General features: G+C 62.9%; 9 protein-coding genes. 5 read left to right on the top strand and 4 right to left on the bottom strand.

The genetic code is table 11. The features are described 5' to 3' along the window. Positions 1-2: 2 nt before the first annotated feature. On the bottom strand, positions 3-2741 hold the full coding sequence (locus tag EKO19_RS20650) for a LuxR C-terminal-related transcriptional regulator (protein ID WP_129778327.1): 2739 nt from the start codon (positions 2739-2741) through the stop codon (positions 3-5). Between the two features lie 217 nt (positions 2742-2958). Here EKO19_RS20650 and EKO19_RS20645 point away from each other — a divergent pair, with 217 nt between their 5' ends. Genes EKO19_RS20645 through EKO19_RS20635 form a run of 3 tightly spaced genes read left to right on the top strand, consistent with a single transcriptional unit; the run spans position 2959 to position 9008 of the window. After that, positions 2959-5148, top strand: coding sequence for a TonB-dependent receptor (locus EKO19_RS20645; RefSeq protein ID WP_129778326.1), 2190 nt, complete (start codon positions 2959-2961; stop codon positions 5146-5148). 11 nt (positions 5149-5159) lie between these two features. Continuing rightward, positions 5160-7223: a hydantoinase/oxoprolinase family protein gene (locus EKO19_RS20640; RefSeq protein WP_129778325.1), complete on the top strand. Its 2064-nt coding sequence runs from the start codon at positions 5160-5162 to the stop codon at positions 7221-7223. Between the two features lie 12 nt (positions 7224-7235). Then, positions 7236-9008, top strand: coding sequence for a hydantoinase B/oxoprolinase family protein (locus tag EKO19_RS20635; protein WP_129778324.1), 1773 nt, complete (start codon positions 7236-7238; stop codon positions 9006-9008). Between the two features lie 2 nt (positions 9009-9010). Here the strand turns inward: EKO19_RS20635 and EKO19_RS20630 are convergent, their stop codons facing one another. Beyond that, positions 9011-10291 carry a spinster family MFS transporter gene (locus EKO19_RS20630; RefSeq protein ID WP_129778323.1) on the bottom strand — a complete coding sequence of 427 codons (1281 nt, stop codon included), beginning with the start codon at positions 10289-10291 and terminating at the stop codon, positions 9011-9013. Between the two features lie 102 nt (positions 10292-10393). On the opposite strand from EKO19_RS20630, the gene EKO19_RS20625 reads away from it, so the two are divergent. Both EKO19_RS20625 and EKO19_RS20620 read left to right on the top strand, forming a co-directional pair. Continuing rightward, positions 10394-12100, top strand: a complete 1707-nt coding sequence (locus EKO19_RS20625) for a gamma-glutamyltransferase (RefSeq protein WP_157995362.1) — start codon at positions 10394-10396, stop codon at positions 12098-12100. Positions 12101-12105: 5 nt separating this feature from the next. Beyond that, the gene (locus EKO19_RS20620) at positions 12106-13347 is read left to right on the top strand and encodes a metal-dependent hydrolase family protein (protein ID WP_129778321.1); all 1242 of its coding nucleotides are present in this window, start codon (positions 12106-12108) and stop codon (positions 13345-13347) included. Here EKO19_RS20620 and EKO19_RS20615 read toward each other — a convergent pair. Continuing rightward, positions 13340-14815, bottom strand: coding sequence for a peptide MFS transporter (locus EKO19_RS20615; protein WP_129778320.1), 1476 nt, complete (start codon positions 14813-14815; stop codon positions 13340-13342). The genes EKO19_RS20620 and EKO19_RS20615 overlap by 8 nt on opposite strands. A 43-nt stretch (positions 14816-14858) precedes the next feature. Continuing rightward, on the bottom strand, positions 14859-15404 hold the full coding sequence (locus EKO19_RS20610) for a hypothetical protein (protein ID WP_129778319.1): 546 nt from the start codon (positions 15402-15404) through the stop codon (positions 14859-14861). Positions 15405-15449 lie beyond the last annotated feature (45 nt).

Here is a 15449-nt window from a genome sequence, read left to right as displayed (position 1 = left end):
TCTCAGGGAAGCACGCCGCGCCGGTGAGCTTCGGCGACCACCGTCGTGCGCTTGCGCACGTCCAGCTTGCGAAAGATGTTCTGGACGTGAAATTTCACCGTGGGCTCGGACAGCCCCAGCTTGCGCGCGATCACCTTGTTGGAATGTCCCAGGCTGATCTCGATCAGCACCTCGTGTTCCCGCGCGCTCAATAACGCAGGGGTCGATGCTTTGGCAGGGCTCGTCCCCCGGCCCAGCAGGGTCTGCAGTTTGGAGCCGAATGTCTGCAAATGCTTTTCCAGCGGGACGGCACGGCTCGCTAGCAGCGCTTCCAGCGGTCGCCGCAGATAGCGCCGCATGTCGAGAAACGTTCGCCGATATTCATTGGCCGAGCCGATCTCCAGCGCGGCGACGAGTGTCGCGTGGGCGGCGTCGCTCTGACCGTTCGCATGGGCCAGAGCACTCTTGAGCACGAGTGCGCGCACCCAGGCTCGCTTGCGTCCGCGACGGCTGGCATCGGATTCGAGACGTTGCAGAATCGCGGTGGCATCGGCGGGCCGGCGTTCGTTGAAAGCCAGCTCCGCCAGCGACAGGCCGATCAAATCCCACTCGCGCCAGGCGAATTCGTCCAGGCTGGCGGCATCGTGCCAGCGAGCGGCGAAACGGTGACGGCTGCAGATCTCAGCGGCCCCCTCGTCGTCCTCGTTGAGCAGGGCGAGCCGCATGCGCAGGGCCGGCAGGAAGTTGTGTAGCAGCTTGCTCGAACGCGGAATGCTTTCCAGCCTGGCCAGCATCGGTTCGATGCTCGACGCGCCGTTGAGCGTGTAACTGGTCAGCGCCACGGTTTCGTACAGCGACGCCAGCATCTCGAACCAGGTTTCGACGTGCTCGACGGTGTACGTGGCCTCGTCGATCTTGCTGCGTGCCTCGTTGACATCGTCCAGTTCGTAGTCGATTTCGGCCAGCAGCACCTTGGTCAGGCTGAAGAAACTGGTTTCGTGCTGAATCTCCTCGCGCCACTGCCGTTGTCCGGCGTGGAACATGCGGCGCGCCTCGGCGAGATTGCCGCGCGCCAACGCCACCGTCGCAAAGTGATGCTTGAGCCAGAGCGCTTCCCATGCCGAGTGTTCCTGAACGTTGGCGCGCTCCGCCTGGAGCAAACTGTCGTGCGCCAGATCCAGATCGCCGCGCATGTGCTGATACAGGCCCAGGAAGATATAGATCATCACCGAGCGACGGTATTCGACGCCGCTCATCAGCGAGAGCTCTTGCTCCAGCGACTTCAAGCGCGCCTGGGACAAGGTGCCGCCCATGTAGAACTGCATCAGGCAGCGGACCAGCAACGCGTCCACTTGTAGCTCGGCGCTGCCGGGACCGCCGCGCTCACGCGTGAAGCCTTCGGTGACCCGACTCAGCTCCTCGAACATCTGCTGCGCTTCGCTTTGCATTCCTTGTTTGAAATCGACGAAGATCTTGCCGAGGCTGAGTCGGGGCGAGGCCCGGATGTGTTCCGGTGGCAGCAGATCGAGAACGTTTCGTAGCGCGGTGTCGCCGCGACTGACCGCGACATTCAATGCACCGACTTGCTCGATGGCTCGCGCAGCCGCTTCCGGATTGCCGGCTGCGATGAACGACAGGACGCCGTCGCGCAGCGACGCGTGCTCGACGAGCCACTGGGCCGCGCGGTTGTGGAGAGTGCTCGCATCCAGATCCCGACGGCTCTGAAGCAATCGATACAGCACGCGCCTCACCAACGGAGCAATCACCCAGGAAACGTTGGCGATTTCCAGGCACTGAAGAAACGTACCTCGCGCCGTGAGATCGTCCAGCATCGCGCGACTGTCGGTTCGTTGCCGGACGGCATCGGCAAAATCCGGACGCAGCACTTCGATGACCGACGTCTCGATCAAAAAGTCCACCGACGCCGGATCGAGGTCGGCCAGCAACTCGGTGACGACAAAGTCCTTCACGTGGTTCGCAAACGTGGGCACCTGTTCCAGGATGCGCTCGGAGCGGCGCCACTCCTCACCGCACAGCTGCGCAAATCGCAACATCGCGGGCCAGCCTTCGCAGAGCGCGTACGCCTCCTTCAATTGAGCCGGCGTGAACGAGGAGGCGAACAGCGCCTGGGCTTCCTTCTTGCTGAAGGCAAGCGCGGCGCGGTCGATTCGTTGCAGACGGCCTTGCAGAATCAGGCGAGACGAGGCGAGCCCGACCGCCAATCGGCTGCTGATGGCCACTCGCACATTGCTGGAGAGGCGCACGAACAGCGTGTCCAGGATCGCGGCGATGTCGGGACCGTCGACGTTGTGAAAGTCATCCAGAACGATGAGCAGCTCGGCTGGATGTCGGGCGGCGGTGACGATGAGCCCATCGAGTGCGTCGAGCGCATCTTCGTGCAGATGAGAGATCGGGCGCTCCGAGCCATGCGGCATGACCTGCGCGGCGGCCAGGGCATCGGTGAGTGCGGCGACGAAGGCGCGCTTGCCGCGATCCGCTTTGGTCAGATTGATCCAGGCGACCGTCGATCCCGCGGCCCGCGCCGTCTTGGCCCATTGCGCGAGGGCATAGGTTTTTCCGTAGCCGGCGGGCGCCTGTAGCAATGTGACGCCGCGAGCTGGTGCCGCTGCGAACGTCGTGTGGAGATCGGCACGCTCGACCGGCGTCTCGAGCCCCACCTGAGGAACGAATCGATACGGCGAGCCGACCGGCCGGCTCGCCGAGGGCTGAGTGAAGTGGACCACGAGCGATTTGTCGGTCACTGTCCGAGAGTGCCACCGCCTCCGAGCCGTCGCAAGGCGAGGATGGCGAGGACCCCTATCCAAACGAATAGGTGCGAGCCCTCCGACCCTCGTTCTTTTTCAGCCGCCGTTCCATCCTCCGTGTGCATTGAGCGTGTCGGTGTCGCGTCGTTAGTCTGTTCGCGTCTTCGCTGGATCAGACAGATCAGAACAGAACAGGGCACGACCCGAGGGCGACATGATTCGAGCATGCAGTTTTCCAGTCACGGCCGTCCTGTTGGGGATGACGGGGGGCGTGCTGGCGGAAGAGCCTCAGCAACCGCAATCGGTGGAGCCGGGCGCGGTGATTCTCCAGAACGTCGTCGTGACCGCGCGCCGGCGTGAGGAAAGCCTGCAGCGAGTGCCCGATCCCGTCACCGCGATCACGGCGGACCGGATCGAGGCGGCCGGCATCACGCAGGTGGAACACTTCATGTCGAAGGTGCCGAACCTGACCTTCCGCGATGGCACCAGTTATCGCAGCGGCTATGCCTTCATCTCGATGCGTGGCATCGGCAACGGCCAGGAAGGCTGGGCGCCGGTCACCTTCATGATCGACGGCGTGCCATCGAGCTCGCTCGACAGCATCAAGAGCGGCTCGCTCGACGACATCGAGCGCATCGAGGTGCTGCGCGGGCCGCAAAGCGCGTTGTACGGGGCAGGCGCCATCGCCGGCGCCATCAACGTCGTGACGCGCAAACCCGACGACGAGTTTCGCGCCAGGCTGCGGGCAGCCTACGCGAACGGTAACGATCGCTCGGTCGCCGGCATGGTCTCCGGCCCGCTGAGCGAAGATCTGTTGCGCTTCCAGCTGCAAGGCAGCTATCGCGACAGCGACGGCCTGATCGACAGCAAGAGCAACGGGCTCGACCTGGACTTCGAGAAGAAACAGAAAGTCGGCGCGCGGCTCATCTACACCCCGACCTCGAACGTGGAGCTCGATCTGCGCGGCGAGTACGTGCGCGAGCAGAACGGCTCGACCTATCAGGGCAAATTGTCGAGCCCCGATCAGATCGACGATTTCGGCGCGAGCACCGAACCGCGCCGCCGTTTCCCCGGCGAGGACGATCGCAAGCTCGGCAATATTTCCTTGCGAGCCACGGTGGATTTCGCCAAGGCCTCACTGATTTCGGTGAGCGGCTACAGCGATATCAAACAGGATATCGATTCGAGCGTGTGCTACGACGATCCGGACCATCCCGCGATCGACGATCCCAGCGTGCCCGGCGTGCAGGCGGCGTGTCTGCTGGGGCCGGCGTTCGGCTCGAACGCCGCGCCCGGTCAGCCCATCGACGATCTGTTCAGCAGCGTCGACGACCTGCAGACCTTCACTCAGGATCTGCGCATCGTTTCCAACGGCGCCGGGCGCATCCGCTGGCTCGCCGGCGCTTCCTATCTTCACCGCGAGAGCTTCAACGGTTTCGATGCCAGCTGGATCCTGGCGCCGACGGCAAGTCTGCTGACGCTGTTTCCGCTCTGGAACGGCAAGAAGGATGAATGGTGGGGCGTGTACAGCCAGATCTCGGGCGATCTTACCGATCGCATGGAGCTGACGGTTGCCGCCCGCTACGACGAGAACGACTACACCAATACCAGCTATACGGATCGCAACGAGACCGCGATCGTTCAAGTGCGCGACAAGAACGGTGCGCTGGTGAACTCCCAAGAAGAGTCCGCGAGCAAAGTGCAGCCTAAGGTGCAGCTGAGCTATCGCTGGACGCCGGATCTCATGACCTATGCCACCTGGTCCAAAGGCTTTCGTGCCGGCTTCTTCGCCTCGGGCGGTTTCACGCGGCCCGAGTCGACCGAGAACATCGAAGTCGGCCTCAAGTCGACGCTGTTCGACGGCCGCATGATGGCCAACGTCTCGGCCTTCCACATCGACTACTCCGATCAACAGTTCTCGACCGTCATCAATCAGCCGCCGTATCGCCAGCCGGTGACCTTGCCCGAAACCGACATCGACGGCGTGGAGCTGGAGACTTCCATCGCGCTGAGCAGCGCGGTGAGTCTGGATGCGGGCGTGGGTTACCTCGACTCGAAGGATGTCGATGGTTTCCGGTCGCCGTTCGCGCCGAAGCTCACGGGCAACGTGTCCTTGAATACGCGGCATCCTTTGATGGGCGACTGGTACGCCATCGGCCACATCGACTACCGCTACAACGCTTCGATGTATCTCGGCAGAAATGAGACTTCGCGGATTCCCGCCAAAGATTTCGTGGATGCGCGGCTCGGTGTCGAGAGCGACAACTGGCGGGTGGTGGCGTTCTCTCGCAACTTGTTCAGCACTCGCCAGGCCGAGCTCGAAGTGGTGCAGCTGGCCGGCGGTTATCCGCGCGCCATGAACAAGCCACGCAGCTACGGCATCGAGTTCACCTACAGCTACTGACGACCCACTTCATGGCTACCCAGACTCAAAGCACCGGCACCCGTTTCGCCATCGACACCGGCGGCACTTTCACCGACATCGTCGTGCTGGACGAGGCCGCCGGCACGTTCACGATGGACAAGGCATCGACCACGCCGCACAACACGCTGGAAGGCGTGCTCGCGGCCATCGACAAAGCCGGCGTCGATCTGCGCAAGGTCGATCGATTCTTCGTGCATGGCTCGACCACCGCGCTCAATGCGTTGCTCGAACGCAAAGGCGTGCGTACCGCCTATCTCACGACGCGTGGCTTCCGCGACGTTCCGGAGATCATGCGATACAACCGCCCCGAGATGTACAACCCGAAGTATCACAAGCCGCAGCAGATCGTGCCCCGCGAACTGCGCTTCGAAGTGACCGAGCGTCTCAATGCGCGCGGCGAAGTTCTAGAACCGCTGGATGAAGCGGAGCTGCGAGCGACGGCGCGGAAGATCAGGGAGGCCGATGTTTCGACCGTGGCCGTCTGTTTTCTGCATTCGTTCAAGAACTCTGTGCACGAGCGCCGGGCGCGAGAGATTCTGCTCGAAGAGCTGCCGGACGTATCGGTCGCCATTTCGTCCTCGGTGGTGCCCGAGCATCGTGAGTTCGAACGCAGTATGACGACCATTCTGAATGCGTATCTCGCGCCTGTCGTCGAGCGCTGGATCGGCAATTTGCAACGTGAGCTGACTCGACGCGGCTTCGCCGGCGAGATCGTGCTGACGAAATCCGATGGCGGCGGCATGACGGCGGAGGCCGCGAAGGGCAGCCCGATCAACATGCTGTTCTCGGGGCCCGCGGGCGGCGTCATCGGCGGCCTGTATCTCGCCAATGTGTTGGAGCGTCCCAACTTGATCACGATGGATGTCGGCGGCACCAGCTTCGACATCGCCACCATCAAGGCGGCCAACGCCGGCACGCAACGCGAGTTGAAGGTGAACGGTTATCCCATTCTGATTTCCACACTCGACATTCGCACGATCGGTGCAGGCGGCGGCAGTCTCGCTGGCATCGACAGCGCGGGGGCGTTGTATGTCGGTCCGCGAAGCGCCGGTGCCGTACCTGGCCCGATTGCGTATCGGCGCGGCGGCACGCAACCCACCGTGACGGACGCATTCGTCGTCAACGGCTTCATCAATCCCGACAACTTCCTCGGCGGCAACATGGCGCTGGATGTAGACGGCGCTATCGCGGGCATTCGCGAACAGATCGCCAAACCCCTGGGCCTGGAGGTGAACCACGCGGCCAGCGGCATTCTGCGTATTGCAATGAGTCACATGGCCGAAGCGATCCGAAGCATGACTTCGGAGACCGGCGACGATCCGCGTGACTTCAGCATGCTGTGCTTCGGTGGCGGCGGCGCACTGTTCGGCGCTCATCTGATGGACGAGCTCAGTCTGCCCGCGGCCATCATTCCCATTCTGCCTTCGGCGTTCTCGGCCTGGGGCATGCTGATGGTGGATCTGCGACACGATGTCGTGCAGACCATCGCGCAGCGCCTCGACGGCACCGATGCCAGGAGTCTCGAAGGGCAATTCGCCACACTGGAAAGACGTGGTTGGGAACAACTGGTGCGCGAAGCCGTGCCGGAAGATCGACGCCAATTGTTTCGTAGCGCCGACTTGCGCTATGCCGGTCAGGAGCATTCGGTGTCCGTGCCGGTGCCGTCCTCGCTCGACGGGCCGGACAGCATGTCGAAGCTTTATGAGGCATTTCAGAGCGTCTACGAATCGGTGTATGGCTATCGGCTCGGCGCACCCGCCGACATCGTGACCTTGCGGGTGAAGGCCATTGGAAAAATTCCAGCGCCGGCACTGAGTCCGATCGAGCGCGGCGGGCCGGATCCGGAAGGCGCTCGCAAGGGGCGCCGCACGGTCCACGACTTTCTGGAAAGCGAGGCGCGAGAGTTTCGCATCTTCGATCGGGCGCGACTCAAGGCCGGCAATGTCATCGTCGGTCCGGCGCTCATCGAAGAGGCCACGACCACCACGGTGGTCCGCCATCATCACACCTGTGCCGTCGACAGTGTCGGCAACCTGATCATCACCCGACGCTGAGGATCTCCCGCCATGCTGAAATCAGCCACTGTACCGGCCATCGCGTCGAGCCCATCGGCGCGGCCCGATCCCATCACCGTCGAAGTGATTCGCAGCTTCTATCAGTCCACCGCGCGCCAGATGCGCAATACGCTGGTGCGCGCCTCGTTCAACCCCATCATCTACGAGATGATCGATTTCAGCCTCGGTATCTATAACCGCGATGCCGAGCTGATCGCCGAGGGGCCCGGCATTCCATTTTTCATGGGCACGCTCACCTTCACCATCCGTCAGGTGGTCGAGTATCTGGGCGTCGAGAATATCGAGGAGGGCGACGTGCTGTTGTCGACCTATCCGTACTGGGTCGGGTCGCACTCGCAGGACGCGGCGGTGATTCGACCGATCTTCGTCGCTGGCAAGATCTTCGGCTACACGGCGGTCAAGGCGCATTGGATGGATCTCGGTGCCAAGGACATCTATGCCACGGACACCACCGACATCTGGCAGGAAGGTCTGCAATTGTTCGGCGTCAAGGTCATGAAGCGCGGCAAGCTCGATCGGGAAATCGTCGACATCGTTCGCGCCAATACGCGCATGCCCGACAGCGTGGTCGGCGATCTGACCGCGCAGATCTCCTGCTGCAACTACGGTGCTCAGCGCATCGGCGAGCTGGTGAAGAAATACGGCGCCGGCACGGTGGAACAGGCAGCCATCCAGATTCTCGATCATGGCGAGCGCGTGGCACGGCAGGCGATTGCAGCCATGCCCGACGGCGAGTGGTCGGTGGAATCGTCGATGGATAACGACGGCATCGGTCAGGACAGCGTGCCGCTCAAAGCCACCATTCGAATTTCAGGCGATGAGATCACCGTGGATACCACCGGCTCGGCACCTCAGCAGGTGGGGCCGGTGAATTCGCCATTTCCGTCGACGGTGTCGGCGGTGCGGCTGGTGATGAAAATGATCATCGGGCCCAACTACGACGCCAACGAGGGTTTCTTTCGTCCGCTGCGAGTCATTTCGCCGGAGGGTTCGATCTTCAATCCCAAGGCGCCCGCGCCGGTGTTCCTCTATGGCTGGGCGGCGATGATCATGGGCGAGTCGCTGTTCCGGATCGTCGCGCAGATCGCGCCGGAAAAATCGGTGGCGCGTTCCGGTGGCGATCTGGGTGGCGTGATGTTCTCCGGTCATCTCGCGGACGGCAGCTACTTCGCCGGCGGAGCGGATGAAGGGTGCGGGCAGGGCGCGAGTCAGGATCGGGACGGTGAGAACGCGCTGATCCTGTACTCGCTCGGCGAGTCCTCCAATGTGCCGGCGGAGATCATGGAGGAGCGCTGGCCGGTGCTGGTGGAGAAATATGAGCTGTGGCAAGACTCGGCCGGCGCCGGCAAATTCCGTGGCGGGCTGGGTGTGCGCAAACAATGGAAGGCGCTCATCGATCTGAAGCTGATCGGCACCATCGAGCAGACCAAGTCACCGGCGTGGGGCGTGGATGGCGGCGCGGATGCGTTGCCGAACGACATGCTCATCAGTGCCGGTCTGCCTCATGAGCGTCGCATCGGCAAAGTGAGCGGCTGGGCGTTGCCGGCGGGCGAGCGGTTGTTGATTCAGACGGGCGGCGGCGGTGGCTGGGGCAACCCGCTCGATCGCGATCCGGCGCTGGTGCTGAAAGATGTCATCGGCGGCTATGTCAGTTTGGAGAGCAGCCAGCGCGACTATGGTGTCGTCATCACCGGCGCCGAGGGCTCGTACGCTTTGGATATGGCGGCGACGGAAGCGACTCGACGCCAACGAAAGGCGGCGTAGGGCTAAGCCTCTACGTCCGTTGCCACGTGCCTGGCGCTCTTCACCAGCAGCCAGGCACACGGTAACAGCAGGACGAATACGATGAGCAGAGCGTAACGGATTCCCACAGGACCATACACGGCACTGAAGGCATCGCTCATCGCGCCGGCGAGCACGGGGCCGAGTCCCAGGCCGAGCAGATTGGCGAAAAAGAACACGACCGCCACCGCCATCGCACGTCGTGCCGAACCGCAGATCGCATGCAGACAGGCAAACATGGCGGGGACCGCGGCATTGAGCATGATCCCCGCCAATCCCGCGAACGTCAGTGCGATGGCGAAGCTGGGCGCGAGCAACATGCCTTCGTACAACGGCCAGCACAACACCAGTCCGAGCGCCGGCCACCAACTGAGCCAGGCGATGTTTCGTTTGGACAGTCGATCGGTCACGAAACCGCCGAGCACGGTGCCGACGATCGAGCCGGCGGCAGTCACCGCGCCGTAGGCGGTGCCCACTTCGGCCAACGTCACCTTCAACACGCGGACCATGTAAGAAGGCAGGAAGACGATGCCGCCGTAGGCGATCAGGAAGTAGATCACCATCGCGATCACCAGATAGACGAACGAGCGCTTGGCCGCCAACGCTCGAAAGGTCGCGCCGAGCGATTCCTGCGAACCGGGCAGCGGACGGAACTGCGGCAGCGTTCGCGGCTCGTGCAAAACGAAATGGACCAGGACCGCGAGCGCCAGGCCGGGCAGGCCGACGATCAGGAACGCCGCGCGCCAACCATACATCGTCGCAATGTGCGCGCCGGCCACGAAGCCCAGCAGATAGCCGCACATGGACGACGACATGAAGATGGCCAGCGCTCGCGCGCAACGGGTCGGACCGAAGTAATCGGCGATGAGCGATTGCGCCGGCGGCAGCGCGCCCGCTTCGCCGGCACCGACGCCGACGCGCGCCAATGCGAGTTGCCAGAAAGACTGCGCCAGGCCGCACAGCGCGGTCATGACGCTCCAGATCGTCAGCGACAGCGTGATGATGATCTTGCGATTGCCGCGATCCGCCAGGCGTGCCACCGGAATGCCGAGCGTCGCATAGAACACCGCGAATGAGATGCCGGTGAGCAGACCGAGCAAGGTATCGGAGACGCCGAACTCCGCCTTGATGGGTTCGAGCAGCACCGAGATGATGTTGCGATCAACGAAGTTCGAGGTGGAGACCAGGAACAACACCGCCAGCAGCGACCATTGCCGCACCGGGCTGTACAACTCGCTGGGATGCGTGATCGGAGGGTTTTTCACGTACTCTCAGACGCAGCTCGGTCGTCGTCCCACAATCGTTGTGGGTCGCGGCTCGGGCCGCGTCTTTGCTCTCTCACTCGCCGCCAGCAGATAGGAGCGCTCGTGACCGCTGACCTCTCTCGTTATATTTTGAATCCCGGCCCGAAGACGCCGGTGGGTGGGCTCGACGCGGCGGTGACCACGGATTCCGCCATCGTCACCGAGACCATGGTGAACGTGCTCAAGCGCGGCGGAAACGCGGCCGACGCGGGCATCGCCGGGTGTCTGGTGCAGGCGGCAGTCGAGCCGTTCATGACCAATCACGCCGGCCTCGTGACCTTTCTTTATTACGAAGCCAAGACCGGTAAGATCCATCAGCTGGACAGTCTCGGCGCGTTTCCCTCCGGTCTGCCGCCGTTCAAGCCGGTGCCGCAAGGCATGGGACCGTACGCGAACCTGCCGCCTTCGGCCATCATTCCCGGCTTCATGCCCGGGCTCAAAGCCATTCACGAACGTTTCGGCTCTCGCCCCTGGGGCGAGCTGTGCCGGGATGCCGTCACCTGGGCGGAGCAGGGCCATCCGGTCTCCACGTTCGAATTCGGTGTGAACATTTTCGGCGAGAAGTTCGTTTGTTATTTCCCCGAAGGTCGCGACTTCTATCAGCCCAAGGGCTTCTTCCCGAACGTGGGCGACGTGTTCGTGCCGCCGGGGCTTGCTACGACGCTCAAGGGAGTGGCCGAGCACGGGCCGGACTACATGATCACCGGCGCCTGGGGCCGGCAGTTCGTGAAAAAGGCCAACCAGATGGGATGGAAGATCACGCCCGAGCACATGACGGAGACACCGCCACGCTGGGTGGAGCCGATCCGTTTCGCCCATCAGGAATACGAGATCGTGAGTCTCGGCCCGCCGCAGGCCCAGGGCATCTACACCGCCATCGCGCTCGGTGTGTTGAAACATCTGGGCATTCGTCAGATGAAGCCGGGTTCCGCCGATCACATCTGGGCCATGGGGCATGCGCTTCGGCAGGGCGCGCGGCATTGGGAATATGCGCAGGACGATCAGGTCTACGGCGTGCCGCGCGACGAGTTGCTCGACGACGCCTATCACGCGCACCTCGCGAAGATGATCAGAACGTCGCGTCCCAAAGTCGATCTCACCGAACATCTGCGCTTGAGCGGCGACGGCCCCTCCGGCGGCGCAGATCTACTGTCGTTGATCTCGGGCTCCGGCGGCCGGCCGCGACTCGGTCGCTCCGAGAATCCGCAGCCGTCGGGCTCGTGCGAGCTGGCGGTGGTCGATGCCGAGGGCAATTGGGTGCAGATGATGAATACGCTGCAGGGCTCGGGCATTCCCGGCATGGTCATCGGCGGCGTGCCGATGGTGGGCAGTCATGCGACGTTCGGCGCGCTCGCGAGCGCCATCGATGCGACGTTGGTGAAGGGCGCGAAAGTCCGCTGCATCATCGGCAACACGATGGTGTTGAAGAACGGTCGTCCGGTGCTGTCCGCGGGCTCACCCGGCAACGTTCATTGCACGGTGCCTCAAGTGCTCACCTACGCGCTCGACTTCAAACTCGATCCCTACGCCAGTGTCGATGCGCCTCGCATGTTGGCCATGACCGAAAACCGGGGCGTGGTGATCGAAGACCGGCTGGCGCCGGGCGTGGTGGAGGATCTGCACAAGCTGGGCGTGCGTGTGAGCGTGACGCCGAGCTACGACTATCACATGGGATCTTTCTCCGTGATCGCGCGAGACGAAAAAACCGGCAAGTACACGGCGGTGGCGGACCCGCGTCGCTGCGCGGTCGCGGATGGCCTCAAGGGGTAACAATCATGAGTGGGATTCTGTTCAAGAATGCGCGCGTATTCGACGGCACGAGCGAAGATTGTCAGGAAGGCATGCAGGTCCTGGTCGAGGGCGATCGTATTCGAGAGGTGTCGGCGACACCGATCAAGTCCGCCGACGCGCATGTGATCGACGTTGCGGGCAAGACGCTGATGCCCGGCCTCATCGACGCGCACATTCATGTGTACGCGAGCGACGTGAACATTCACAAAGTCGATCATTCCGGCACGCCGTATCGGACCGCGCATGCGATTCGTATGTTGCGATTCGCACTGGAAAGTGGATTTACAACGGTGCGAGATGTCGGCGGCGGCGACTGGAGTCTGGCGCGCGCCATCGACGAACGTTTGCTGGTCGCACCGCGGTTCTTCTACGCCGGCAAGGCATTGTCGATGACGGGCGGGCACGGCGACTTCCGCGAACCTGGTGACAGCCAGCACGAGGATGGCGGACTTTGTTCTTGCGGGCACTCCAACACGCTCAGTGTGGTCGCGGATGGCCTGGATGAATGTATCAAAGCCGCGCGCGAGGAACTGCGTCGTGGTGCCCATTGCATCAAGATCATGGGTTCGGGCGGCGTCGCTTCACCCAGCGATCCCATCTGGATGAATCAATATCGCGACGACGAGATCAGCGCCATCGTGCACGAGGCGCAGGAGCGCCGGAGTTACGTCACGGCGCATTGTCACCCGGCCTACTCGGCGCGACGCTGTGTCGAGCTGGGCGTGCGTTGTATCGAGCACGGAACGTTGATGGATGACGACACGGCTCGCTTCATCGCCGAGAAGGGCGCGTTCGTGGTGCCGACGATGGCGGTGATCTTCGCCATTTCCGAGATGGGCAAGAAGCTGGGCTTTCCCGCGGCGAGTCAGGAGAAGATCGAATACGCACGTCAGCGAGCGATCGCCGGCATGGAATCGATGCGCAAGGCCGGCGTGCGAGTGGGTTTCGGCACGGACCTGCTCGGAGATACCTACGTGCAGGAGCGGCGCGAGTTCACGCTACGAAGCGAGGTGTTTTCGCCCGTGGAAATATTGCGCCAGGCAACCTCGAACAACGCAGCGATACTTCAGCACGAGGGAAAACTGGGCTGCGTGGCGCCGGATGCCTACGCCGACCTGATCGTGGTCGATGGCGATCCGCTGAAGAATCTGTCGTTGTTGGCGGAGGGCCGGCATCTGTCCGTCATCATGCGAGCCGGCGAGTTCATCCGTAACGACATCAACTAACTTCAGGGCGCGGCAATGGTCCGATGGCGACGCGTTCCTGTGCGCGTCGCGTCAGCACCGGCGCGAGCAGCAATAGCAGTAGCGCGGCGGCCAGCGCCACACATCCCAGCGTGGTGTAGATCTGAGCGTAGCTTTCCAAGGTGGCGGGGTGACCCGTCGCCGTGAGCTGCGCGATCCGGCCGGCGATGAAACTCGACGCCGAGTAAGCCAGAAAGAACGCGCCCATCATGACGCCGACGATTCGTTGGGGCGCCAGTTTGGTGACCATCGACATGCCCACCGGCGCCAGGCAAAGCTCGCCGCTGGTGAGCAGAAAGAAGTTCAGTACGAACCAGCCCAACGCGATCTTCTGGCCGGGCTCGGTGAGCTTCAGGCCGAGGCTCAGCACCAGAAAGGCCAGCCCGACTTGAGCGATGGCGAGCGTGAACTTCACGGCCGCGGAGGGCTCGCGATTGCGTCGACCCAGATACAACCACAAGCTGCTGGCCAGCGGCGCGCACAGAATGACGAAGATCGACGGCAGCGATTGAAACATCGACGCGGGAATCTCGTAGCCGAGCACGCGCCGGTCCACCATGCGATCGGCGAACACGTTCAACGAACTGCCCATCTGCTCATAGAGCGCCCAGAAGGCGATGGTGAAGACCAGCAGGGTCGCGCACACCAGCAGGCGGTCCCGTTCCTGCGGTGTGCAACGCGCGAATGCGTAATAAAGAATGACGATGCCGGTGAGGGTGCCGAACGTGGCCAGCATGGGGCCGACGACTTCGCGCCGATTCATGATCAGCCACACCGCCAGGACCAGTGCGATCGTTGCAATGTAGATCGCGGTTTCCCGACTCAAGCGGGCGAAGACCGGCTCACGCAGCCAGGCGGCATTCGGCGGCTCCGCATGACCCATCAGCAGCGGTTGGCCGCGCAGGAAAAACAGCAATCCCGCCAACATTCCGATGCCCGCCAGGCCGAATCCATAGCGCCATCCATAGGTTTGTCCGAGCCAGCCGCACAACAACGGCGCGGCGGCACCGCCGATGTTGATGCCCATGTAGAAGATGGTGAAACCGGCGTCGCGCCGGGCGTCGTCGGGTGGGTACAGCGTGCCGACCAGCGTGGAGGCATTGGTCTTCAGGAAACCGACGCCGACGATGATGAGCGCGAGCGACAGATAGAAGATTTGCAGCGAGCCTTCGAAAGCGATTCCGAAATGACCCAGGGTCAGCAGTACGGCGCCCAGCGTCACCGCCTTGCGTGCGCCGAGATAACGGTCGGCGATGGCACCGCCGAGCACCGGCGTCATGTAGACCAGCGCGGTATAGGCGCCGTAGATGAGATAACTCTCCTGCTCGGAGAACAGGAAGTGCTGCATCAGATAAAAGATCAGCAGCGCGCGCATCCCGTAGTAGCTGAAACGCTCCCACAGCTCGGTGGCGAAGCAGATGAACAGACCGCGCGGATGCTGAGAGAACATGCCCGATGGGTGCGCCAAACGTCGGATCTCGGCTGGGAAAAAGTTAAGACGCGGGCGACGGCGGTTGCCACAATCCGGTGGCGGCGCCCTCGACGATTCGTTTCAAGGTTTCCAGCTCGCGAACGATCCGGTAGCGGCTGCGATGTTCGGCGATGGCGGGCGAGCCACAGACGCAGTATTCGAGCATGGTCACGTCATCCTGTGGCGTGAGCACCCAACTTTCATAGCCCAGGGGCGAGCGGTCGGGTGCACTCAGGCGCGCGATCTTCCGCTGTTCTTCCAGGATTTCGACGATGTCGAGGTAGTACAGAACATCGTCGGGGGCTTCGCGGTGGACTGCTTTGAAACGAGCACGCTGGTTCAGCGGCGGCAGGGGCTTCAGCATCGGATCGTCGCGCCACGCACTGGAATGAAGGATATGTGGCCAGATCCGAGGCGCCGGTGCGCGCACTGGCAGAATCGCCTGCGTCGTCACCTCCGAGGGCGACGCCATCGCGGTCAGCGGGTTGACCCCGATGCTCGAAGCGGGTCGAAACGACGCTGGCATCAAGGGCGACTGACCGAGAATGGAAACGATCTGAATGCTCATGACTCTATAAAGACGCAGGACCGGGGCCAATCCCCAGCGGGCCCT

This window comes from Peristeroidobacter soli (assembly GCF_004138485.1).
Lineage (GTDB): Bacteria > Pseudomonadota > Gammaproteobacteria > Steroidobacterales > Steroidobacteraceae > Steroidobacter > Steroidobacter soli.
Note: the sequence above shows the minus strand (reverse complement) of the source record. Positions and strands in the feature narration are given on the sequence as shown.

Bases quoted from the DNA above. Each gene is read 5' to 3' on its own strand.
- EKO19_RS20645 (WP_129778326.1), top strand. From the start codon at position 2,959: ATGATTCGAGCATGCAGTTTTCCAGTCACGGCCGTCCTGTTGGGGATG.
- EKO19_RS20640 (WP_129778325.1), top strand. From the start codon at position 5,160: ATGGCTACCCAGACTCAAAGCACCGGCACCCGTTTCGCCATCGACACC.
- EKO19_RS20635 (WP_129778324.1), top strand. From the start codon at position 7,236: ATGCTGAAATCAGCCACTGTACCGGCCATCGCGTCGAGCCCATCGGCG.
- EKO19_RS20620 (WP_129778321.1), top strand. From the start codon at position 12,106: ATGAGTGGGATTCTGTTCAAGAATGCGCGCGTATTCGACGGCACGAGC.
- EKO19_RS20615 (WP_129778320.1), bottom strand. From the start codon at position 14,815: ATGTTCTCTCAGCATCCGCGCGGTCTGTTCATCTGCTTCGCCACCGAG.
- EKO19_RS20610 (WP_129778319.1), bottom strand. From the start codon at position 15,404: ATGAGCATTCAGATCGTTTCCATTCTCGGTCAGTCGCCCTTGATGCCA.